Annotated in this window: 21 protein-coding genes and 1 tRNA gene; 4 read left to right on the forward strand and 18 right to left on the reverse strand. The window is 37.6% G+C overall.

What is annotated here, in order from left to right:
• Nucleotides 1-5: 5 nt before the first annotated feature.
• A complete protein-coding gene (locus OOA_RS12435; RefSeq protein WP_008912501.1) occupies nt 6-890 on the reverse strand; it encodes a LysR family transcriptional regulator in 885 nt (294 codons plus the stop codon).
• 101 nt (nt 891-991) lie between these two features.
• Here OOA_RS12435 and OOA_RS12440 point away from each other — a divergent pair, with 101 nt between their 5' ends.
• Both OOA_RS12440 and OOA_RS12445 read left to right on the forward strand, forming a co-directional pair.
• Nucleotides 992-1,978 carry a TDT family transporter gene (locus OOA_RS12440; protein WP_008912502.1) on the forward strand — a complete coding sequence of 329 codons (987 nt, stop codon included), beginning with the start codon at nt 992-994 and terminating at the stop codon, nt 1,976-1,978.
• A 298-nt stretch (nt 1,979-2,276) separates the two neighbouring features.
• Complete coding sequence (locus tag OOA_RS12445; protein WP_008912503.1) at nt 2,277-2,900, forward strand: protein disulfide oxidoreductase DsbA; 624 nt, start codon at nt 2,277-2,279, stop codon at nt 2,898-2,900.
• A gap of 642 nt (nt 2,901-3,542) precedes the next feature.
• On the opposite strand, the gene OOA_RS12450 is transcribed toward OOA_RS12445, so the two are convergent.
• From OOA_RS12450 to OOA_RS12510, 13 genes are all read right to left on the reverse strand, one after another.
• Complete coding sequence (locus OOA_RS12450; RefSeq protein ID WP_008912504.1) at nt 3,543-4,643, reverse strand: hypothetical protein; 1,101 nt, start codon at nt 4,641-4,643, stop codon at nt 3,543-3,545.
• 71 nt (nt 4,644-4,714) lie between these two features.
• Entirely contained in the window at nt 4,715-5,248 is a 534-nt protein-coding gene (locus OOA_RS12455; RefSeq protein WP_008912505.1) for a fimbrial protein, read from the reverse strand.
• Nucleotides 5,248-5,781 (reverse strand): fimbrial protein, encoded by a 534-nt coding sequence (locus OOA_RS12460; RefSeq protein WP_008912506.1) that lies wholly within the window; start codon nt 5,779-5,781, stop codon nt 5,248-5,250. The genes OOA_RS12455 and OOA_RS12460 overlap by 1 nt, the downstream gene beginning before the upstream one ends.
• Nucleotides 5,774-6,205, reverse strand: a complete 432-nt coding sequence (locus OOA_RS12465) for a fimbrial protein (RefSeq protein WP_236611235.1) — start codon at nt 6,203-6,205, stop codon at nt 5,774-5,776. Before OOA_RS12465 ends, OOA_RS12460 begins: the two co-directional genes overlap by 8 nt.
• A gap of 30 nt (nt 6,206-6,235) precedes the next feature.
• Complete coding sequence (locus OOA_RS12470) at nt 6,236-6,967, reverse strand: fimbrial biogenesis chaperone (RefSeq protein WP_008912508.1); 732 nt, start codon at nt 6,965-6,967, stop codon at nt 6,236-6,238.
• A 28-nt stretch (nt 6,968-6,995) separates the two neighbouring features.
• Nucleotides 6,996-9,533, reverse strand: coding sequence for a fimbria/pilus outer membrane usher protein (locus tag OOA_RS12475; RefSeq protein WP_008912509.1), 2,538 nt, complete (start codon nt 9,531-9,533; stop codon nt 6,996-6,998).
• A gap of 57 nt (nt 9,534-9,590) precedes the next feature.
• Entirely contained in the window at nt 9,591-10,169 is a 579-nt protein-coding gene (locus OOA_RS12480; protein ID WP_008912510.1) for a fimbrial protein, read from the reverse strand.
• 225 nt (nt 10,170-10,394) lie between these two features.
• On the reverse strand, nt 10,395-10,946 hold the full coding sequence (locus tag OOA_RS12485) for a fimbrial protein (protein WP_008912511.1): 552 nt from the start codon (nt 10,944-10,946) through the stop codon (nt 10,395-10,397).
• Nucleotides 10,947-11,315: 369 nt separating this feature from the next.
• Complete coding sequence (locus OOA_RS12490) at nt 11,316-11,537, reverse strand: helix-turn-helix domain-containing protein (protein WP_008912512.1); 222 nt, start codon at nt 11,535-11,537, stop codon at nt 11,316-11,318.
• Between the two features lie 109 nt (nt 11,538-11,646).
• Entirely contained in the window at nt 11,647-11,913 is a 267-nt protein-coding gene (locus OOA_RS12495) for a helix-turn-helix domain-containing protein (RefSeq protein WP_008912513.1), read from the reverse strand.
• Between the two features lie 891 nt (nt 11,914-12,804).
• Complete coding sequence (locus tag OOA_RS12500; RefSeq protein ID WP_008912514.1) at nt 12,805-13,464, reverse strand: methionine ABC transporter permease; 660 nt, start codon at nt 13,462-13,464, stop codon at nt 12,805-12,807.
• Entirely contained in the window at nt 13,457-14,473 is a 1,017-nt protein-coding gene (gene sfbB / locus OOA_RS12505) for a virulence-associated ABC transporter ATP-binding protein SfbB (RefSeq protein WP_008912515.1), read from the reverse strand. The genes OOA_RS12500 and sfbB overlap by 8 nt, the downstream gene beginning before the upstream one ends.
• Before the next feature lie 61 nt (nt 14,474-14,534).
• Nucleotides 14,535-15,371, reverse strand: coding sequence for a MetQ/NlpA family ABC transporter substrate-binding protein (locus tag OOA_RS12510; protein ID WP_008912516.1), 837 nt, complete (start codon nt 15,369-15,371; stop codon nt 14,535-14,537).
• Between the two features lie 688 nt (nt 15,372-16,059).
• Between OOA_RS12510 and OOA_RS12515 the strand changes: the two genes are divergently transcribed.
• On the forward strand, nt 16,060-17,634 hold the full coding sequence (locus OOA_RS12515) for a phytoene desaturase family protein (protein ID WP_008912517.1): 1,575 nt from the start codon (nt 16,060-16,062) through the stop codon (nt 17,632-17,634).
• Nucleotides 17,635-17,788: 154 nt separating this feature from the next.
• Here OOA_RS12515 and OOA_RS12520 read toward each other — a convergent pair whose 3' ends face one another.
• From OOA_RS12520 to dicD, 4 genes are all read right to left on the reverse strand, one after another.
• Complete coding sequence (locus OOA_RS12520) at nt 17,789-18,862, reverse strand: TPM domain-containing protein (RefSeq protein WP_236611236.1); 1,074 nt, start codon at nt 18,860-18,862, stop codon at nt 17,789-17,791.
• A 92-nt stretch (nt 18,863-18,954) separates the two neighbouring features.
• Nucleotides 18,955-19,551, reverse strand: coding sequence for a LemA family protein (locus tag OOA_RS12525; RefSeq protein WP_008912519.1), 597 nt, complete (start codon nt 19,549-19,551; stop codon nt 18,955-18,957).
• Between the two features lie 407 nt (nt 19,552-19,958).
• Nucleotides 19,959-20,034 (reverse strand) — tRNA-Phe (locus tag OOA_RS12530).
• Between the two features lie 125 nt (nt 20,035-20,159).
• On the reverse strand, nt 20,160-20,738 hold the full coding sequence (gene dicD, locus OOA_RS12535) for a division control transcriptional repressor DicD (protein WP_008912520.1): 579 nt from the start codon (nt 20,736-20,738) through the stop codon (nt 20,160-20,162).
• Between the two features lie 440 nt (nt 20,739-21,178).
• Here dicD and OOA_RS12540 point away from each other — a divergent pair, with 440 nt between their 5' ends.
• Entirely contained in the window at nt 21,179-22,765 is a 1,587-nt protein-coding gene (locus OOA_RS12540; protein ID WP_008912521.1) for a TcdA/TcdB catalytic glycosyltransferase domain-containing protein, read from the forward strand.
• The last annotated feature ends 10 nt before the right edge of the window (nt 22,766-22,775 follow it).

The following is a 22,775-nucleotide window of genomic DNA, read 5'->3' on the forward strand; positions in this document are numbered from 1 at the left end:
CCCTATCACACTGAATTGGAAGATTTTTTGATAAAATCAATCCAATCAACAATATCCTGAGTTAAAAATTTATCTTTATGATAGACAATATTAAATTTTCTAAAAAAACTATCATCAATATTGAGTTTTGTGAAATGCTCAGAATAAAAAGGATGATTAAAAACTTCGTTTGAAATAAATGTTAATCCTAATTGGTTATAGACATTGAGTAAAATGGCGTCGAAAGAATTAAGTGTAAAAGCAGAAATTGGGTTTTTCAGCTTTATGGCTAATTGATTTTCAAAAAATCGTCTACTGGCTGAGTTAGGTTCTCTTAATATCCAACGAGATTGATTTAATTGTGGGTAGGAAATTGATTTTTGCTGTGTAAAAGGATGATTACTAGAAGAGACGACGACCATCTCATCGGTCATCCAGTATTCGCAGCTTAAGTTTATATCGGTTACAGCACTTTCGAGTAATGCAATATCAAGTTCATAACGGTTTAACATCCCTTCTATAGCATAAGCATTATCTATGATTATTTCAGGCAAATAGCCTAATTCAGCTTCAAATTTAGATAATAAATTAGGAAGGAAAAACACTGCGATGGATTTAGTACATCCCACTTTTATTCGAGGTAAAGCATCGGAAAAAGAAAATGTACTATCAATACACTCGGCTCTATTTATTAATTCATCAGCAAGCGGAATAAGCTTAGCACCTGCTTGGCTTAAATAAAGCTTTGAATTTATTCTATCAAAAAGGCGAACATTAAGCTGACTCTCTAAAGCCGCGAGGTTCTGTGATATCGCACCTTTAGTCATATAAAGTGATTGTGCAGCAAGTGTCATATTTTGATGATGCACAATAGATAAAAACACTTTCAATTGCTTTAGAGTCACATTCATTGATTAGTAATCCTAAACGAGGTGTTAAAAAAAACAAGATATCCTAAACAGGATAACATGAATAAAATATGAATATAAATTGAAAAACAAAAGAGTTTAAAATGTTAAAAAATATTCATAGTAAATTCAGCCGGCTACCTACGCCAATAGCAGGCTTAGCATTAGGCATCGCAAGCTTAGGCTGGTGTATGGAAAATGCATTGCCGCTTAATGGTGTTGGGCAAACAACAGGTGCAATCATTTCATCTTTTCTATTATTAATATTGCTAATCCGTTTTGTACTTCATCCAAATAGTTTATGGCAAGATATTAGCCACCCAGTTGTTGGAAGTATAGTACCAACATTTGCGATGGCACTGATGGTTATTTCTAAAGCAATCGGTAATGTGCTACCAAGCCTTGGTGTGGCAATATGGTTAAGCGCAATAGGATTACATCTTATTGCACTGATTGCGTTTATATATCACCGAGCAAAAGAACTGCATTTACATCATATGGTTCCTAGTTGGTTTGTACCACCTGTAGGATTAATTGTTGCCGATGTCACATGTCCAAGTTCTGAGTATTATACGCTTGCTTATGTTCTGCTCAGTATCGGGATAGCATGTTATACGATTATGCTGCCATTAATGATTTATAGACTGATGTTTAGAAATGAAATTCCAGATGCTGCAAAACCAACGATTGCTATCATGGCTGCACCAGAAAGTCTTTCATTAGCAGGTTACTTAACTATTAGCCAAACACCGTCATTATTAATTTGTACGATCTTATTTGGTATTTCGATATTAATGACGCTAACAATTTATTGCGCATTCTTTAAATTATTAAAACTTCAGTTTACTCCAGGCTATGCAGCTTTTACTTTTCCAATGGCTATAGGTGCAACGGCACTATACAAATTATCTAACGCAATATTAATATACCCAACGTTTGCAGAACTAAGTAAACAAATTCACTTTATTGCAACGGTTGAGCTTATTATAGCAACCCTTGTTATCGCTTATGTCAGTATTCGCTATATACACTTTTATCTCCCAAAACGTAGCGTTATATTTACAATAGACTCAAAAAAATCATTAAGTTAGTTAAAATAAAATTCCCGTTTGTATTTGTTAATATCATATTGGTAATTTTTAATTTACTCGCTATTGGCGTTGATTAAATTATCTATCTATTAAAAATGAGGTTCTATCATGCATAAAGAAAATCAAGCATTTCTAATTCCTTGTATATCAGTTATACTATTTACAGTATTTGCAATTATCGCATTATTCTTATAATTAACTTGATTTAGATAACAATCCTTCATTAATTCATTCAGTTAAATAATTATAAGTTATTAGCAAATTATTATTTTATAAAGTTTACAATGGTAGATTAAAAATGAAAATAAAATTAAAACACATCGCAATTTTTTCGATGTTATTATCGATTTCTGCAGCTCAAGCTGCATCTGAAAAAAGTGCCTATGTAATGCTAAATAGCCCAGTTGCAGAGGCTCCATCTGTTGTAGAGTTCTTTTCATTTTATTGTGGTCCATGCTATTTATTCAATCATAATTACAATGTAGATAAGGCTGTTTCTAAGGCGCTACCTAAAGATATCAAGTTAACAAAATATCATGTTGGTGCTATGGGGAAATTAGGTAATGAATTGACTGAAGCTTGGTCAATTGCGATGGCATTAGATGTTGAAGATAAAATTGAGCCTTTATTATTTGATGCCCAGATGAATAAAAAAATAAATAATAGTGATGATATAAAAGTTATATTTAAATCTATAGGTATCAGTTCAGATGTATATGACGAAATGAAAGGATCTGAAAAAGTAAAGGATTTAACGTTTAAACAAAATGAAGCGGTTAAGTCATTTAATGTTACATCAACACCATCATTTTATGTCTCAGGGAAATATAAAATTGAAAATCAAAATGTTCCACATACAAATATTGAAGACTATGCATCTAACTATGCTGATTTAATCAATAAATTATTGGTGAAAGAATAGTTTCGGATATTTTAATGATATTCTTTATATCTCCCCATTATAATATGGGGGGATATGTAATATGTCCTAAGTATAGGGATCTTTACTACTTGCTTTTAATTCATTAACTGATTTAAATAGCATTAAATTAATCATGTTAAGTATTATGGGAATTAAAAAGTAATCACTATGAAACTTGATAGGAAATAAAATATCCTTCAGATTCAATTAAAAGTAATTTTTCGTTATGTTGAGTAGCTCTTATCTTGTTCACTAAGTGGTGAACGACTGATCTTGTTAAAAATATTTTAAAGTTGAACAAAAAGTGCCCCCTCAGAGAGCTATATCTTTCTAAAGTATTACTAGCCTATATTATTCACGATTGAGTTAAAAATATAATAATATACGGGGTGCTAATAATATTAGTGTCTATGCTATTAAAAATAAAAAACTCTCCAATGTTGGCGGTTTTAAACTAATCATATATAGAGCTATTATTAATAGCTCTATATTATTCGTTTGATCAATTATATCAAAAATAACTTTTATCATCTAATGCTTACTTTTAATTTATCTGATTATTCCCAGTGTTAAGTAAAGCAAATGTAGACTAATGTTTTTTGTTTCTAATAATTTATACTATTGATTAATAAATTCATGTTTTTAATCAAAGGTTGCGATAAGCCAAGCAGAGCCTTTATAGCTGCCTGTAACCGCATTTGTTCCTTGAATATGGCTGCTTATCTTAATCGTTCTCAAATCTTTAATATCAATTTTAAAATCTTTACCCGTTTGACCTGTTGTTTCATCCGTCATGGTCAATTCGCTGTATATTTTATTATTACTATTCAGACTATTCACCATTGGCAATCGCTTTTGTGGATCGCTGTCCGTTGCATAATCAAGGCGTAATCGGACTTTTGTTGAAACTGAGAATTTACAGGTATAGGTCACATTCTCTGTGACTACACTATCATAATTTAACGTATTTAACTGTCCATGACGTAAGTTTACTGTACCCGCTTGCCCTGTACTGGTCATTGTTGTACAAGAAGAGCCTACATTTAATTGTGATGCAGCTAATCGCATTGGTACAGATGAATGGTTCAATGTCCAAGAAGTTTGAGGTGGTGTGGTTTTTGATGCCGTAAATGCACGTACATAGCCCCCAAGATCCATTGCAGCAATAGGTAACTGCCCATCAATAATACGATCATTAATATAAAACGTCACAGTGATGGGAAATTGCACGGTAAATTCACCTGCGTTTACCGTTGTTGTGGACTCCGTCATTGCGCAAATAGCACCATTAATATTAACCCAATTAAGAATTCGAGTATTAACCGTCATCACTAAGTTACTGTTAATACGGTATGCCACTTTACCATCTATCGTCGTGCCCGCCGTTGGTGCAAATATAAATAAACGGTGAAATGCATTATGAGAAGGAATAGTCGTATTATTGCCACCTCCCCAAGTTCTACCGATACATGTAACCGTCCCTGAAACACTCACAGCAGAAGTGCTACCATTAATCACGATAGAGTTACCAACACGATAGTAATCTTTACCATCTGTGCCTTTAACTGGCGTTGTTGCAATGGAACTATTGCTTGACAACTTGATTAAATACCCGCTATTCACGTTTTGAATCCGCGGAGCATAGTCTGCTTTGGCAGTAAAACTTGATAAAAGTCCCCCTGCAAGGCAACCACATAATAATGTTACATGGCGAAGTAAAGAAAGCGATGAATAAAGCATCATACTGATCGACCCTTTCTCATTTTTCCACTGGCAAAAATTGTGTATTAATCTAAACATAACAGAGCGCCCTACTAGTTATAAGTCACGGAAAGGGTGACTGTTGAAGTAAACTTCCCGAGATCCAGTTGATTGATAGGCACTGCACTAACCAACTGTGCTTGTAAATCCATGCGATACAGTGTTGCATCAACCCGCTCTGGGTAAATACGTTGCTTTTTACTCACTTCCAATGCACGAACTGTTCCGCCAGTGACTTCTTTAAAATCAATGCCAAGCCCATCAGTGCTGGTGGCCAAGATATTTTTCCCGTTATATAACAACGTACTTCCCCCTTTTGGATTCAACACTATCGCTAAGCTATTGCTGAAATTACAGCCTGAGATATAGAGCGAAAAGTCCTTCACCGCAGCGGATTTATTCAGTGCTTCAGGATTGAGGGTACCAAAACCAATTTTCATCGGTGAACTACTATTTTCACTGCGAATATTGCAAGCTGGATCAACCATGGTGGCAGTCACATCAACCAAAACGTCAGCGTGGCTCTCTACTGCAGCAAACAGCAAAAATAACCCGAGAGGTTTCTTCATCTTATTGAGTATTGTCACTATTCATACTCCACATTGAAGGTCACTATGCCTGAAAAATCACCAATCTTGGCCTCACCCGTTGCGGGTTTGCGAACAAAAACGCCAAAATCAAACTGTTGTAAGCCCTCAACTACACTCACATCACCAATGGTCATCGGCTTATTCCAGACAATAGGCTTTTCATCATGATCGATCAGCCCCAACACGACGCCACTGTTACCTTTAGTCGTTAAAAAACTATCGCCACCAATATTGACTAACTCATTGCTTTGCCACGTTAATTTAATACTTTTTTGTAAATCTGTTTCACTGCACTTATCAATGGCAATGGTAAAAGGGGTCACTGCGCTCGCTTCATTTTCATTAATAAATTGCCAACGTAAGTTATATAACGTGATCTTTTTATTGATTGACTCTGCGGCAACTTGGCAGGCTGTACTGACGAGTTCACCAGTAAATTCAACATCTAAGCTATTAGCGGCCAATACTGGAGATTGCCAACTTAAAAAAACGACAGGGAAAAGCCAAAAACGTATCGCAACCTTATTCATAGCTCACCTCTAAACGTAATGTGTGCCTATCTTTCATCAACGTGGGTATATGAATTGGGTTACTGCCATTCAACAATGAAAGAGGATAACGAACAGAAGATAACCCACGTTGTACATCATAAAATTGCACGCTGACGGGGGTATTTGCGGTTGCATCAAACAAATTCATTTCTTGGTAGTCCTTCCCTGCACCACATCCGGTCAAACTCAGTGTTTTCTCGAAAGACAAATTACAAGGTGCATTAAATAGCGTGGCTTTCACCGCTATTCTGCCTTGGTGCAGCAATTCATACTCTGATTGGTTAACCGGTGTATTCGCAACAGGGCTTTCAGCCATAACACGTTGACTCAATACACAGCCAACAAGGAGTAATGCCGCTTTGAACCATTTTGCTGTTATGAAGACTGTTTGTTTATTCATCATCCTTTCCCCGTTGACCCATACGCTTGAAAATTACTGTTCACCGGTGACCGTGCAGGTGTCACCTTGGCAACCAAATGCCAGCGTTGGCTTACCGCCATAATCATTGATATAGGTCAGATATGGTGTGGATAATGCCGGAGATACCACATCCTGAGTCGATTTTGGCGGCACCATCACAACATTAAAGGAATTTTGCTCAGCGGCGGCTTTGCTATTTCCTAACCCAATCACCGTTAAATTAAAGGGGGTGGTATTATTGATGCGATAACCTTTCCCCATCTTGGTTAACGTCACTTTATGCGCCCACTTAGTCTCCGACTCAGGCAAAATGCTGGCAGGTCGATAAAACAGTTTGACTCGCGATTGCAGGGCAATTTGCAAGGTATTACCGTCGCTTGATTTCGGGGGCACTTCACGCAAATTGAAATAAAACACCGATTCTCGGTCTTGGGGTAACTTGCTCAATTCAGGAGTGGTACTTAAACGCACTAAACTGCTGCTACTCGGCTCAATCCGTTGTAACGGCGGCGTTGCAAGGATCGCCCCTTTGGTTAACTTATTACCCTGTAAGTCTTCGATCCAACTTTGTGCTAAGTAGGCTTCTTCTGGGTTATCGTTCGAAATGGTGACGTTAATTGATTTTTCCGTTCCAGGAAAAATAATACGTGTTCTGTCTAATGTCACCGCACTATAGGTACTCATGGAGACGAATACCGTGATACCAACAAGCGTACGACATAACCTTTGACCTAAATTCAACATAATTGACCTCATAAAACGGATTAAATACTTATTTTGCTGACTGTGCGTTTGCAACTGTTGCAGACGAGCACGGCAGCAATAACATGCTAGATAATGACGCTAATTTTTCTGGCAGCAGCAATTCACATTGCTTCTCACCGCCCCAATAGACAAAGAGCGTTTCTTTTGGTGCAATCCCAACTAACCATGTCACACCGTCTTCGCCCACAATACCCAATTCGCGATTATCGGCATTACGCACACTGGCGCCAAAAGGCGGATTTTTGCCATTGCTCAATGTTAAAATGGCAAACAGTTTCTCCCCTTTCATGACCGATAAACTGCGGTAGCCAATGGCACCTTTTGTTAAGGTAATATCCGTCGTTGATTCCAACGTTTCTAAATTTTCAGGGAGTTGACTGGTATTGATTGATGCCGTCGACTTGCGATAACTATTGACGTTAGGAATGACCGCAAGCCCAAATCGGTTGGTTTTGATCACACCGCTATCCAGTGGAACATCACTCACCCCGGGTGTTTCAATCATTAAGCGGGTATCGCCATTTGCCGAGCGATGTAACGCAACACCATGCGCTGTCGCCGTGACACCACTGTTAATAGAGGCACCAAAACTACGATATTGCTGCGGGACATAGCTGGCGTTAGCCGATAAATTGGCTTGGGAGAGATCGCGGGAATAGTAACCACTGATGCTTGATTGGCTCTCCATATTTTGCCCATGGTTATACCCCACATTCAGGCTGTAGTTGTCGCGATCGCTATAGCCGCTATACCCGACACTGTGGTTGTATTGGTTATTCCCCCCCGCTCGTGAATACAATTCTGAGAACGTAATATTGTGCCCGCTATACAGTGGCACGGTTAAATACAGGTTAATCGCATCATCTTTATAGCCGTTATCACGCTCTGTTCGAGTCGCGGATAATGAAATATTGGCATCTTGCTGGGATAGCCCCGGAATGCTGATATTGGTGCTGGCATATAAACCGTACTGTGTCTGGGGTTTATCTTGCCAATAAGTACTGTATTGATAATTCAGCGATAAATTGAAATTATCAAAGTACTTATTCAAATAGATTTGGTAGTTTTCTTTTGGCGCACGCACCACGTAACCGGTACGATCTTGATCCATAAATTGGGTTAATGTGCGGTAATCTCTATCCGCGAATCGATACCCTGCAAAGGTGATATCCGTACGCAAAGCATCAAATGATTTTGCATAATTCAAGCGATATGAACGCCCTTGCAATGTTTCATGAGTAAAGCGGGCAAACGACTGCGTAATATCGAGTGACAATGCACCAAATGCAAACAAATCTCGACCAATACCGATAGCCGCGGTTTGGTAATCGCCATTCAGCTGCGACCCGCCATACAGTGACCATGCGTTAGATAAACCATAAGAAAGCTCACCACTCATCACCGGTTTACCGGTTAAATTGTGGCCGTCATAACGCGTTTTACCGGCAACCAGCTTATAAACAATGCGTCCCGGTCGTGTTAAATAAGGGAGAGATGCTGTACTGAGACTGAATTTTTTCTCTTCACCGTTTTCTTCACGAACCGTGACATCCAGTACCCCACGAACGCCGCTATCTAAAGTCTGAATACGAAAGGGACCCGGTGGAACGGTGGTTTCTAAAATAACGCGATCTTGGCTACGAACAATCACCGTGGCATTCGTATTCGCCACACCTATAATTTCAGGTGCATAACCGACCAATTTTGGCGGTAACATACGATCGTCACTTTCTAATGAAATACCGCTGTATTGCCATGATTCAAAGACATCGGAATAGAAATAGTTTTCCCCAAGGGTTAAAATAGAGGCGAGTTTTTTCAATGAAGTAAAAGCATAAAGGCGACTAAAATCGAAGTTATGTGTTTCTTGTGGGTTACTACCACCGTGTTGTTTTTGATAAGTCGCGTTATAATCCCCACGAAAACGCCAAGCACCGAGGTTAATACCTGCTGTCCCATTTGTTGATAAATACGTCCGTTTATTACCGCTATTTTCTTCGGTGACAGACGTATTGGCACTGTAATCGACGAATGCCCCATTAACCCCTTCTTCCCATAAGGCAGGCGGTGTCCAGTTAGGATCACGGTATTCCATCCACAGCTGTGGAATGGTGATTTTGAGTGATAACGTAGACAGTTCGACCGTCGTTTGCACACCGGTCAACGCCGAAAGATCAAGGCACTGACCATCATGAGACGTCGTCACTTTTTGTTTTGCTGAGTCTTTCAACCCAATAAGATCAAGTAAGTTCGCAGGAATGCAGGTAGCTTGAGCGTCGGCTTGTTGCTGAGCATTTTGATCGAAGATGGTGATATCGCGAGGCGCGCCTAAGCGTTGCCCGTTGACAAAAACAGTTAAGACATAGTGTCCGGGTGGCACATAACCAGCAACGGAAAATTGGCTCATATCCACGTTTTGCATGTCTTCCGCATCCAATACATCGGTATTGAATTCTGTCGCATATGCTGTGCATGCGCAGACGCTCACCGCCAATAAAACGGCCTGCCTTACTTTGCTAAGTTTGAACATCATGCCCTGTACCATCCCAAAGACAGCAAGAATGCTCCCTCAATGGGGTCATTGAAGAAACGCCTCTGTGCTTTATTGATAATCGATAAAAAAACGAACTAGCCCTTGGTAACTGCCTGCTTGTAAGGGTTTTCCAGTCAGTTCTAGTCGTAAAAAATAACGTAAAAAGAGGGTTTGCCCAGATTTACCTTGCCGTAACACGCTGTCAAACAAGGGATATGTTTCCCCCGGTATCAATACAGTCTTTGTGTTATCAAGGACGGAGACCCCTAAGCCTTGAGAAGGTCCTTGTAAAACAAAGGCATTGATATTGCTTGCTCCTTGTCCGTCAAAACGTATCGTCCATGTTTTACTGTCAATTGATGTGTAAACGCTGCCACAATCACGAAGTTCAATTTCAAAGGGTCGGGTTTGCTGTTCACGCTCTACCGCGGTTGATAACATCGTCATTGTTAAAGATGAAAAATCGACCGTTTGATAGCGATTTGGCATCACAATTGAACAAGGCGTTGAAATAACACTGCCAACCAGCTGAGTGGCTCCCTCATGACGCATGCCAACCTCTTTTGCACCTAAAGCAGATGTTCCACCCAAAATAAGCGAAAATAGGATCCCGGTTATTTGCAGACCAACACGTTGATAAACAGCCACCAGTTTCTCCCTTACGGATGTCAATCGGATCGTCAGCTTTAACTGACGGCTCTGACTGTTGACAAACAAATAATGTTTGACGGTAGTCATTAGAGGTTGTTAAATAAGCGAAGAAAATCAATTCGTTGATTTTCGATTGATAATACGAAGAGGGGAAAATTGCACCTTAGCCCTCTTCGTGATTCACGTTGGCCGCCAGGCTTCACTGGCGGTCAATTTATCGGCTTACTGGTAAGTAATACGGAAGTTAGAAATTGCGCTGAATTTACCTTCAGCCACATCTTTAGTGGTATCAACCGCTTTCGCTAATGCTTTGAACGTTAAAGTGTTGTCACCCGTTTGGTTTGCAATGCTAGGTAAAACATCTTTTGCTTTTCCGAATTCGAAACCATCAATTAGAATCCCCAAGTTATTCGCGTTACCCGCAGAAGTTGACAGCAGGGTGTTGTCTTTATCTGCATAGTTTTGGCCTGTGAACACGAGTTCCATTGATTTCACAGCAACAGGTTTACCTTCAGTATCTTTACCAAAGTTAGCAAAGTCACAACCTGTAAATTTGATGTCGAAATCGGCTTCTGCGGCTTTACCACTTTCCAATGCTTTACGAGATAACTGACCAAAATCAACAGTTTGCTTCAATGAAGACTGCTCAATATTACAAGGTGTATTTACCACTGAACCCACGAAGTTGATGGTACCCGTGTTATCAGCCATTGAGCTTAATGGAACAACAGATGCCGCAAATACAGTTGCAATCGCTAATTTAGTTAATTTCATCTTATTACCCTTTAATTTAAAATAAATGTTAAATCAATTTTTAATAATTGATTATACTCTTCACTATATTTTTAATTAAAAATTATCTAAACTATCCATGATATTGATAATTTGAAATTAAACATCGATTGATATAACAAACATTCCTTTTATGCTAAATCATCACTGGACTTCAAGTTTGGCTTTTATAATTAAATTTAAAAACCTAATTTTGTTTAATTTTCTTAAATTAAACAAAAAATTTCACATAACATTAACAATGGAAAAATCTCAAGATTCTATAGTTATTCATATTTTAAATTAATGCTTTATGTTACATTAAATAAAACATTAGATAAGTTGAATTGTTACTGTCATAATCTTAATAAATCAAAATAATGACCCTGTATCATTTATAAATGAAATTTTTTCTTTTTCTTTTTCTTTTTCTTTTTCTTTTATGAATTCATATTTTAAAATAGAGAAATCCAAATCAAGATAGATAGCTAATTCAATTAATTTTTCAATGTTTAACTTTGTGATGCCTCGTTCATATCTTGATATCTGTTGCTGACTTACATTTAATTTTTCGGCTAATTCACTTCCGCTCATTCCTTTTTTTTCCTTAATCTCTTTATTAAATGGCCAATCCTGACATTTATATCCTCTTTAATATCATTCATTTTAATCGTCTCTAATTTTAAATTCGAGAAGTGATGAGTTAATCTTTTTTAAAAAAATAGCCAACATCAACTTTGAAGTATACTGCTATTAACATGATTTTAGATGTTGATATATCGCTAAGTCCATTTTCATAACGTGATAATTGTTGTTGTGAAATACCTATAATTTTAGCTAAATCAGAACCACTCAATTTATATTCCGATCTTAGCAATTTAATTTTTTCACCAATATTTTTAGCAACCATACTAGTGATGTTTTTTTTGTTATCTAAAACTGTTAAGGAGGTAAAGATAGAGTCCTTCATTTTAATTAAATACCAATTTAAGATTTTATTTTGATAAGCCTTAATTTCTGGACGTAGAATACTCTCCGCAGAGGTATTTACTAAATATAAAAAAACAATATAGTAAATCTATAAAAGCGATTAATTATTAAATATGTATTAAATTACCAGCTAAATAAGTGACAATCTAAAAAAGACTACTATAACTTAATGAAAATAATTAATAAAATATAAAGCCTATTAATTGTAAGGCTATTATTTTAACATACTATCAACATGAATATTTTGAGTGAAAATAGTAAGTTCAGATTTTTCTTACTTAAATAGTGGGTTTTTCACACCTATTATGGGTTTTTTATTCTTTTACAATTATTAATTAGATAGTCTAAATATGATATTTAATAAATTATTTATATCTACAATAGAATAAGCAGTCCAAATAAGATCATCTATTTTTGATGGTATTTATTTTCTATAGTTAAAAACAGTGTATTGTATAAATCGCAGGATGGTTATTACGTAAAAACCCTTAATCTCAACTCGTTAAAATTAAATTAAATTAATAATGTAGTTATTTTTATATATTAAATTTCAAGGTGATTGTTTATTTGATTTTCTATTTTAGATGTTTTTTTTGGGGGAGTGTTCTGCAAATCATTCTATATTTTTTATTTTATTTGGATTAATTTATTAAGATAGTGTTGATTCTATTCATTTATGAAGATAAATATAGATAATATGACTTCTCACAGATCTCATTGAGCGAGGATTTATGGCGGAGATAGTGAAGATTTTCTGAGAGATTTTTGATTGTATATATCATATCAGTAATGATGATGTGATTATCTCAATTGAAAGTAACTGAGCTGTAAGTTCCCCCTTTCTAGATATAAGGGGGAACAGAGGAAATAATTAGTGTCTGTTACGTTTATCGGCACGGTGTGACAGCCAGTCGCCCAGCATCTGTACTACTTGAACCAATATAATCAGTGCTACCACTGTCACGATCATCACTTCGGTTTCGTAACGGTAGTAACCGTAGCGGATCGCCAGATCCCCAACACCGCCACCGCCAACAATACCCGCCATTGCGGAGTAGCCGATTAAGCTCACCAATGTAATAGTCAAACCGCGGAGTAAGCCTGCTTTCGCTTCAGGCAGCAGCACACCACAGATGATGTGCATGGGACTGGCACCAAAGGCTTCGGCTGCTTCAATAATACCTTTATCGACTTCACGTAGTGCGCTATCGACCAAGCGAGCATAAAAAGCAATCGCGGCTACAGATAAGGGTACAGAGGCTGCAATCGGGCCAATAGTATTACCGAGTAAAATCTGTGTTAAAGGCAGTAATAACACCAGAAGGATGACAAAAGGAATAGAGCGAATGATATTCACCAGTACGGAACTTAATAAATAAACTGCACGGTTTTGCCAGAATAGATGACGGTTAGTCACAAATATCAAAAAACCGAGGGGTAAGCCGCCAATGATGGCCATCACCGTTGAAATGGTCAGCATTTGGAAGGTTTCGCCAAAGGCGAGGTTTAAGTCAGCTAATAAATCATCCATTGATCACCTCCACTTGTGCGGTACGGTTACGAATATAGTCTACAGCCTGCACTACCGCAGCAGGATCCTCAGCAGTTAGTTGCACCACCAAAATGCCCAGAGCACGTTCGCCGAGATATTCAATTTTGCCATGCAAAATATTGACGGCTACGCCAAATTTAATGGCGGCATCAGAGAGTACTGGTTGTTCGGCAGAGTCACCGATAAACAAGATTTTTAGTAATTGGCCAGGTAAATGTTCTTTTAGTCTGTCCGGTAATGTTAGGTCAAGCGTATGTGAGACCAGTTGTTGAGTGAAAGGGTGCTGTGGGTGAGCAAAAATATCAAACACTTCACCGATTTCGACGACTTTACCGCCAGACATCACTGCTACGCGATCGCAAATGGATTTGATCACATCCATCTCGTGAGTGATCAGCACGATCGTAAGTCCAAGCTGTACATTGATCTGTTTAAGTAGCTCAAGAATATTAGCTGAAGTTTCCAAATCTAGTGCCGATGTTGGTTCATCACACAACAGTACGTCAGGGTGGTTGGCGATTGCACGAGCAATACCAACGCGTTGTTTTTGCCCGCCACTTAATTGGACTGGATAGTGATTAGCTTTGTCGCTAAGGCCTACTAACTCAAGTGTTTCAGCAACGCGTGGGGCGATTTTAGCTCGCTCCCAACCTGCTGCTTTTAGGCTAAATGCCACGTTTTGTGCCACAGTGCGGGTGTGCATGAGATTAAAGTGTTGAAAAATCATCCCAATACGCTGACGTGCTTTACGTAGCGCCAGACCTTCCATTTGTGAAATGGCTACGCCATTGACTTTTACAACGCCTTCGCTTGGCCGTTGCAGCGCGTTTAATGTGCGTAGCAAAGTACTTTTACCTGCTCCACTGGTGCCAACGATACCAAAAATTTCTTTCGGTGCTATCTGTAAGCTAACATTATCCACAGCACGAGTGGGGGTAGCCCCACGGACAGTGGGAAAGTCTACAGAGACCTTATCTATCTCAATCATGTTTTCCTCATACGACAAAAGGCAGGCTATCGCAGCCTGCCTGTTAATTCAGTATCTTTGTTTACTTTTTGTCAGCAGCAACCATCCAGTCTGGTTTCTGGAAAGCACTATAGACATTTTTTGGATCATCAATCACAGCACGGTATGCCGGAGATTTCACGACCTCAACAATATCTTTAGCGAAAGGTTTATCAGCATCTTCGCTGCGTACCGCGATGATGTTTTTTAGGTTTTCGTCTAGGTGTTCTTGTTTGATAGCCGTAGACAGATCCAAGCCTGCTGCAACAGCAAAGTTGCCGTTGACCAATGCCGCAGTGGCGCTATCGAGAGTACGCGGTAGCTGCGCTGCTTCCAATGATTTGAAGACTAAACCTTTCGGATTGCTAGCGATATCGCGCTCTGAGGCTTTGGTCGGATCGATATTGTCTTTAATTGTTATCAGATCAATGGATTGCAAGAAACGCAGGCCACGAGCCAGATTAGTAGGATCGTTGGACAGTGTCACAATGTCGCCTTTTTTCAGCTCATCGAGACTCTTAATTTTGTTGGAGTAGAAGCCCATGCCTGCCGTTGGTACAGTGATCAGGTTGCTGAGCTTCAGCTTTTTATCGGCAGTGAATTTATCAAAGTAAAGTGTGTGTTGGAAAAGGTTGGCGTCGATACTGCCATTAGACAGAGCCATGTTCGGCTGTACGTAGTCGCTAAACTCGCGTACGACTACCTTGTAGCCTTTTTCATTTAATGATGGTTCGAGGGCCTGTTTCACCATGTCACCGTATGGTCCCGGCGCTACGCCGAAAACAATGGTGTGTGGATCGCTGTTAGCTAGTGCGGAACTTAAACCGCATGCTAGAACTAGAGCTCCAAAAGTAGCGCGTAAACCGAGATGACGTCCCATATATTCTCCCTAACAAAAGTGTATCTATTGTGTGATGCGTCGTGCCAAGCAACGCATTCCATATTGATTTTATGAATAAGATGTCATAAACAAGGCTTTGCGGTAATTGAAATAAATTCATGTTGATGTGAAATAAGGTTCTAAATGATGAGATATTCTCACCAGCTAATATGATGAAGTATAAAGAAAAGTCTAAACTACCCGTTTGTTATTATTCATTTTTGATATAAGGAAAGGTAGATATCGGCTAAGGGGGAATTTTTGTCCACTGGCGGAAAGTCTCTAGGAAAGGTTACTCGATGCTTCAAAAGTGATGAAACCAGCTTATACCTATTCAATTAAATGGCAAATAGCTATGGTCTTTGTATTTGATGAAGAATACGTTCGGAAATTAGCGGCTTAATTATAGAGTTTAAGTATTTTAACTTATTTCTAAGTTGTCTCAAAATGAAAAGTTATTATCCTGAATTTAAGTTACAGCAATACTAGGTGAAATGTTTTGCGATAAATATCACATTACGTGTATGTTAAAATTGAATTAATTTATTGTTAATATATCTATTATTTACCTGTTTTTTCTCAGATTAAAATATTTTCAAAATCGTTTTTATGGTGGGGTTAATTAAATTACTCGTAGTTACTCTTAATATAATAATCTCATATTAAATAAAGAATAAGGGTAAATAAGATGGATGAACAATATGATATCGTTATTATCGGTAGTGGGCATAATGGTCTAGTCGCCGCTGCAATGCTATCACTCAAAGGATTAAAAGTTGTTGTTTTAGAAAGTGAAAGTGATATTGGTGGGGCTGCACGTACTGCTGAAATAACACAACCTGGATTTCACCATGACCTTTATGCAACCAATATTGGTATGTTTTTAGGCTCCCCTTTTTATCAAGAGTATAAAAAAGAACTCCATGACAATGGATTTGAAATCAACACGATAGATAGACCTTATTGTAATGTTTTTCCTGATGGTGAAGGTATTGCCGTTTATCAAGATCATGATAAAACAGATGCGATGCTTCGCAAATACTCTAATCAAGATGCAGATTCATTCTGGAAACTATTAAGTTATTTTCAAAAAACATCGCAGCATTTCATGCCAATTATGCAAACGGAGTTACCTTCATTTAAAGCAGCCAAACAGCTATGGTCAATGACAAGGCATCTTGGTATGACCGAATCGCTCAGCTTAGCACAATTACTTCTTAAATCGACGCGTGAGTTTTCTGAGGACTGGTTTACACATCCTAAAGTACGTGCATTATTTATCCCTTGGGCTTTTCACTTGGACTATGGCCCAGATATCTCTGGAGGAGCAACATTTTCTTTTGTAGAGAGTATGGTCGACCATTTAAATGGGCTTGCTATAAGTAAAGGCGGGGTTGGTAATCTCATAAAGAGTATTGCAAAAATAATAGAAAATAATGGCGGGACAATATTAACGCAGAAAAATGTCACTGAAATTATTGTAGAAAAAGGGACTGCGATTGGTGTAAAAACCATAACAGGGCAAACATTTAGCGCTAGAAAAGCGGTTATAGGGAATATAACACCAACCCAAATCGTTAATTCACTCATTAATGAAGCCCATCTTCCGAGTAATTATATTCAAAAAGCGAAACAATATCGTTATGGGCTAAGCACTATGATGATCCATTTTGCGTTAGATGGCCCCTTAGAGTGGAAGGCTGGCGAGGATTTTTCTAATTTTGGCTATGTTCATATAGGGCCTTATACGAATGATATAGCAACAACATTCAATCAAGCCCAAAATGGTATTTTACCGGATAACCCAATGCTTGTTGTTGGGCAACAAAGCAGACACGATAAAACTCGGGCTCCGGATGGTAAGGAAACGCTTTGGGTACAAGTTAGAGCGTTACCTTATACGCCAAATAGTGATTCACTCAATGCGATATCTATTGGCCATTGGGATTCGATGAAGCAAGATTATGCTGAACGAGTGATTGATAATATAAGCTTCTATGCCCCAAATATAAAACAACGTATTTTAGATTATGCTGTTTTTTCGCCGGAAGATTTAATGAAACATAATCGAAATCTTGTCAATGGTGACAGCGTAGCTGGGAGCCATCAACTTAATCAAAATTATATTTTTAGACCTTTTCCGGGATACTCTCGTTATAAAACACCGATTAAAAATTTATGGATTATTGGTGCTTCAACATGGCCTGGCGCCGGTTTGAATGCAATATCCGGTTATCTTGTTGCTAAACATATTCAAAAATAACATTTGAGTTTAGTATGAGATTTACTGCAAATAATTAGCGCCGGTAATTTTAGAAACTAAATTGACGATAATTGGGCAATTTAATGTTGGATTACGTCATTGCTATTTGAGGCAGAATCTACAAGTTGTTATGCGCAGATTCTGCCACATTATATTACCAGCTCCCTGAAGCGCCACCGCCGCCACTTGATCCACCACCGCCACCACTGGAAGAACGTGAAGAAGAACTTGAAGATGAGCCCGATGAACCTGAATTGTAACTCGATGATGAGGATGAAGAACCTGATGAATATCGATATGATGATCTCGATGCAACAGATGATTGATAAAAAGGTGAGCCTACCCGACTCAAAGAACAAATTTCGTTCCATTCTTTTTTTTGTTGACGGAAGAGGGGGAGCAATAAGTTCAATAGACTAAAAATAATCATCATTAGTATGATATTGAAAAATATTGATAACATAATCATCAGTATCAGCATAAAAGGATTAATTAACCCATCGAGATAGACCTGTGTAAAAAATATAGCAGCTAAGGTATAGAGCGTCACGGGGCCAAACATATTCAACGATGTGGGAAAGTAATATTTATATTGTAAGTATTTTTTTAATCTTTTTAACTGTTTAGCACCTATTTTATACCCTCGCTTCCTAGACGTTTTCTTTTTTTCTGAAAGCGCTATCTCATTATTAATTTTTTTCTTTAATCTTCGGGTACCAAAAATTAATTTATAAGCATAAATTAGGCTAAAAATGGCAAGATAAATCAGCGTAAAATGCGTTTGTAGGATCTTAAATGGGATGAGATCTATCAGTGAATTATCAAATTCTATTGGCTCGCTATTAGCAACTTGCATCGCATGTTTAAGACCCCGTTCAATCCCTGAATAATAATTTCCTGACTTAAAAGACGGTAATATATCATTTCGTATAATGCGTCCTGAGAGAACATCCGTTAGGATACCCTCATAGCCGTATCCAATTTCAAAGCGTACTTTATGGTCATTGGTGCTTACGACGAGTAAGATGCCATTATCTTTGCCTTCCTTTCCTATTTTCCATTGATTGAAGGCGCGAGAGGCAAATTGTTCGATTGTCTCATTGCCTATTGTCGGCACAATATACAGAACAAATTGAGATCCATCCCTCCGATTATTTTCAAAATCAATAAGCAGATTATTTAGTCTCTGAAATTGCTGTGTAGTTAATAGTTTTGAACTATCAATCACTCTATCCGTCTTTAACGGTGGAAGGCTTACGAGTGTCGCATTGGCAGTGAAACTGAATAATAACAAAAATAATAAAGAGAATAGCTTACGAGTCATGAGCTAAAATCCACAATAGGGACGGTTTTTATCTGTTGTTCATTTTCAACACTAAAATTAGCTTTTGCCTCATAATCAAAATATTTTGCGATAAAACTATAAGGGAATTGCCTGATTTGTGTATTGTAATGACGAACGGCATCAATATAACGAGTACGCGCGACAGAAATACGATTTTCAGCACCTTCTAACTGCACCATAAGATCTTGATAGAGTGAACTGGCCTTTAATTCTGGATAATTTTCTGCAACGACTAACAGACGAGACAGGGATTGCCCTAAATTGTTTTGGGCTTTTTGATATGCCGCGGTAATTTCAGGATCAGAAAATATATCGGCACTTACGTTAATTTGCCCAACAGACGCTCTTGCTTGTACCACGTCTCGTAGCACATTACTTTCATGGTTTGAGTAACCCTTTACAGTATTAACAAGGTTTGGTACTAAATCGGAACGGCGCTGATACTGATTTAATAGCTCCGAAGCAGTAGCAGCGACTAACTCATCATTTTTTTGAATTGTGTTGTAATTATTGATCAGTACCACTAAAGCGATGACAAACAGTAATATGAACCCAATAGCCAACTTGCGCATGAAAAATCCTTTTATTTACAATTAATCAATCATAAATAGCTTTAAATTGATTTAAAAATCCTCATTAGATACATGCATTATCTTAAATAAATTAGAGGCAAAAGAGTAATCTTATCTGTTTCTAAATATTAATAGAGGCTCCTTAGTTGCCTATATTATTGAGTGAAATTTAATTCAACACTATTTCGCATTCAGTGAGGTTTGGCTGTTTGTATCGACCTTGTGGGATGTTCTATATTGAAAAGCGCTAAATTCCATTGAACAAAATGAGCTGCAAAAAAAGCTCAAGAGGTACTTTTTGTAGGCTAAATAGTATTGATATGGATGATAGTGATAGGTTTAATCTGGAGAGGTTTATTGAATACTAGAAAGCAAAAAACCGCCTATTAGGCGGTTTCTTTAAATAGTGGTGCCCGGACTCGGAATCGAACCAAGGACACGGGGATTTTCAATCCCCTGCTCTACCGACTGAGCTATCCGGGCAACGGGGCGCATTAAACCGCATTAGGCAGTTCTCGTCAACGAGTTTTTAATAAAAAAACGTAATTTTCAACTGAGTGTTTTCTTTTTCAGCAAAAATTGTTGGTTTAACGCGCGCTTACTGATTTTTAACTTAATGCACCTTTTTTGCGGCATAAAGCAATAGCTAAAATATCTTCAGACAGATGCTGTGCGATTTCAACATCATTAACATCACGCTGAATCAACAGGCGATTTAAGCAACCTTCCAGTACCAATTCCATTTGATTGGCGACCAGCTCTGAATCTTCAATATCGAGTTCATCTAAAAGCTCCTTGGTATACAGGAAAGAGTTGTCCTTCTGTAAACGGCTTAATTGATGAATAGGATGCTGTGGATCAGGATAATGATTACAGGCAGAGACAAATAAGCAGCCTGGAAAACGACCTTCACTGACTTTGCTATAAAGCTGTTGGTAGCGAGATGTTAACTTTTGCTGTGGGCTTAGCGATTCATCTAAGCGTGTTTGGCGTTGCCAGATTTCAATTTGCTGACCATGGTATCGCAAGCAATCATAAATCAAAGCCTCATCATCAGGCCAAAACTGGTGGATAAGGCTAAAATCAGGTTCTATTTCATTGAGAAGGTGCTCGGTAGATGCAGATAAACCTTGTTTTTCTAACTGGTTTAAAGCATGACTTAAAATTTCTTCGCGCTGTACTGACATTGGTTAGCTCCGTCACAACATTGTTCCAATGTTTCATCATAGCAATGTTCATCATTGATTTATAGCTGTCATGTGGTTGACTTTACTCAGCGAATAATAGAGTTGGCCTATACCTCCTATCTGTTCGTTCATTATTGACTATAAATGATTTTATTTATTTATAGAGTGAGTATCTAAATGTAATTTATTTTTTTATTAAATATAACGCGAGTTATTTCATATGCAAATAAATCATTAACGATTTATGTTAATTTTATTATGGATAATCCTAATAATTAAGTTTTAAATTATTAAGGTTGTTTTTTAAATGAAAATGGTTAATTTTATAAGAGCAATGAACGTTACATATTTATTTTGAAATAAATAAACTAAATGAATAATGCCATTTAATTTTTTTAATGAAGATGAAAAAACTAGGATAATAAAAATAAGGATATTTTATGGGAAATCATTCTACCCAAGCGGTGAACTCTACAATTGAGGTGAGCCTTGTTGAAGTACCAAAGAAGATACATTTTGTTTGGTTAGGAAAGCTCGGCGCTATTCAGCAGGACTATATTCGTACATGGCAACAAATTAACCCGGATTATCAGATCACTGTTTGGTATGACCCGCAGGCATTATTAGCGAATGAACTCGGTAAACAGATAAAAAATTTTGCTGGACAAAAACTGATAGTGGGTAAAAAAACGTATTTTAATAAAGTTATTCAATTGCAGAATGATGCACATAAATTTATTTCACAAGCGATGAGGATAGAAAAAAAAACGTTTGATCAATCCGCTAAAGAATTCATGATTGCTAATCTTAATTGTTCAGAAGAAAATCTGGAGAACATTAGAAAGGAAAATAAAACATCTTATTCAGATTTTATGCAGCAACATTCAGGTTTAGTTCAGTTAGCGGATATTAATATTTTGGATGACACTTATACGGGTATAGATAAATATTATTATCAAGAATTAACATTAAGACAAAATCTTGCTGCTGCCTCTGATATCGTTCGACTTAAAATGCTAAGTCAGCAGGGAGGATTTTATTTTGATGCCGATTTACTACCTGCATTAAATACGACGATTTTTAATGAAAATATTCAAACTAAAATTTCTCAATTATCCGGTAGAGAGAAGGCTCAAATAGAATTTGCTAAGACACAATTAATACTTGAACGATTATCCGTGATCGACTCCAGTCATTTTCCTGCACGTGAGGCATTAACTCAAAGCTATGAGAATTATGTGGATAAGTTTGCACAGAAAGGACCCGAATATAAAAATTTAGTGGATGAGATCCGAATTACTATTGATGCAGTACATACGATTGATGATTTTTTCCAACCACTTGCACAGCAGTACATTGAATCTAATAGCCTACGGATCGCGAAGCATCGCGGATTTCGTGGCATAAATAACAATGCCATTATGGCAGAGGCTCATAGTCATAAATTACAGAGCGTGATGGAAACGCTAGCTAAGAACTACCAACGATTAGAACAACATAATTTGATTTTTATTGAAAAAGAAGGTGATCAGCAAACTCGATATTTGAATGACCCTTATGCAGGCATTCAATTTCCGGAAGAAGCGAATTATCGTATGGATGGCCTTACTGAAAGTACTGCAACAATCGAAATTACAGGACCCGGCGCAATATTAAAAGCGATAAAAAATAATGCTAAACAGCAAGTTAGTGAGGATGGACAATCCCAATCTTTTCCAATAGATCAGTTCAGTTTTGATTTATTTAATACTTATACCGAAGAGGACGCGAAAAGTAGTTGGCAAAAGCAACACACTGCATCCGATTTTAGTTACGACCAATTGCTATTAGCTATCCAAGCTAAGCGGCCTGATTTGGTGAGAAAGTTACTGGCTTATCAATCTTTATCACGTCACGATGGTTTCGAGTGGTTGAGCACCGCTATCAATAATCGTGATGAAGAGACATTGAGATTGTTATTGGAGGCTGATGTTAATCCGAACAGTAACAATAAAGTAAAAAAAATAACCAGAAACAGACCGCCTTAACGAAAGCCGT

It is taken from the genome of Providencia burhodogranariea DSM 19968, from assembly GCF_000314855.2.
Lineage (GTDB): Bacteria > Pseudomonadota > Gammaproteobacteria > Enterobacterales > Enterobacteriaceae > Providencia > Providencia burhodogranariea.